The organism is Enterocloster alcoholdehydrogenati, assembly GCF_013282095.1.
In the GTDB taxonomy this organism is placed as follows: Bacteria; Bacillota; Clostridia; order Lachnospirales; family Lachnospiraceae; genus Enterocloster; species Enterocloster alcoholdehydrogenati.
Map to the genome: position 1 here is coordinate 1 of NZ_BLTJ01000034.1, position 1,786 is coordinate 1,786.

Sequence of the window (1,786 nt, forward strand, 5' to 3'; positions counted from 1 at the left end):
AGCTCCAGCGTAAGCAACTAATAAGCGTCGGACTCTGGACACAGCGTAAAAGCCGCAGTTTAAGGCTTTTCTGGAACTTTGTGTTCACTTTTTGCGACAATTTGATAATTTGGACACGCTTTTGTATCCACTGTCTCAGGCGGTGAAAATGGCTTAGATACATAGAATTGCAGGCTTTGCCAGCAATTTGTAATGGTGGCGGACACATAGTTGTGTCCGTCCTATTCCTGCCTCAAGGCTCTGGTCTCGAGAATTTGCCCAGTGTTTTCGCCATAGATAGAATTATGCTCCGCAGGGCATGGGCTTTGCCCCTGCACCCCACAAGGGACTAGTCCCTTGACCCATTTTCGGGGCTTTGCCCCGAACCCCACATTCGCCATGTGGCAGAGGGAGCAGATCCCTTTGGGTTCTGCTCCCTGACGGGAGAGTGTGGGGGCTTCATTCCGTCAAGGTCGGTTCTTCCGGTATCCCTCCCAGGCAAAGCCTGTGAGCATATCCTCAGAGCCTCTCTTGACTCCATTCTCGCCCTTTTAATCCGATAGGCATAGAAAAACCCCTAGAACGTCGTAAAATCGATTCTAGGGGCTTTAAAAGCTATTTTAGGGTTACCGTCTGCATTCGCTTATCAAGAACTTTTGCTCGTTCTTCTTGTTCGCTTTTTGATAACACAATATTTGCTGGAAATTCGCAATATTCTTGATTGTTTCCCCAGCTGTTCCACACAAGATTTTTATTGGCTACGTAAACGTTACTTGTACCACTTTTGTAGATATACAGAAATCCGTTATCTTTCAAGTATTTAACAGACCTTGCAACAGTTGCTTGCCCAATGCCTAAAGCTTCTTGAAATACTTTGTATGAGCATACAACAGCATTGTATTTGTCCATGTGGTCGAAAATAAAAAAGAGCAATTCTAAGGCTTTAGGGTTTTCTTTTAGGCAACTCCGGAGATATTCAGAGTTGTCTTTGTTTACTTGATAAAAACTTGAAAATGGGCTTTTTCGTTCTCTACGAAGTTCTTCTTGGTCGCGCCGATCCATTTCAGCAAGGTCTCTTGCACGCTGCTGAAATGATACCTCATTAAGCCCTTTAGGATTAGCTACTACAGTTGGCATTATGTATCCCCCTTTGTTATCATGTTGTGATAAAACTACTAATCATTATTGATAATTGTTTTATCATAAATGATAACAAAATTCAAGGGGTTTTATCATAGCTGGTGATAAATAGTTTTATCATAGCTGGTGATAAAACGTAAAATTACAAAAACCCTTATAAATCAAGGCTTAGAGCCTATTTTTCGGCTTTTTCCCTCTTATATCTTCATATGAACGCCATCGACCAGAGGGAGGTTCATGGCGTTCAGGGGGATGTAAGGGGGTGCACCCCCTACCACGACCGTAGGGAGTGCTAACAAGCCTAAAAAATGTAAAAAGCTAGTATTTACAAGGGTTGGGAGCACTTTGCTCACGCCATTCCCCGTTCTCCTTGACTGCTGGCCGTAGGCCCTTATTCCTAGTGGTGCCCGTAGGGCAGGCCGGGAGCAGCGGGAACCCATGGGGCGGCGGGCTGGCCCGGCCAACGAATGGTAGAGAAAGCCTTTGCATACTTGTGGAACCAACGCAGAGCGATAAATTTTCTTAGGGGTGGGAGGTGTCAGCTCCAGCGTAAGCAACTAATAAGCGTCGGACTCTGGACACAGCGTAAAAGCCGCAGTTTAAGGCTTTTCTGGAACTTTGTGTTCACTTTTTGCGACAATTTGATAATTTGGACACGCTTTTGTAT

Annotated in this window: 1 protein-coding gene; it reads right to left on the reverse strand. The window is 44.8% G+C overall.

What is annotated here, in order from left to right; all coding sequences use genetic code 11:
• Positions 1 to 594 precede the first annotated feature (594 nt).
• Positions 595 to 1,116, reverse strand: a complete 522-nt coding sequence (locus HW447_RS17760) for a replication/maintenance protein RepL (protein ID WP_176256351.1) — start codon at positions 1,114 to 1,116, stop codon at positions 595 to 597.
• Positions 1,117 to 1,786 lie beyond the last annotated feature (670 nt).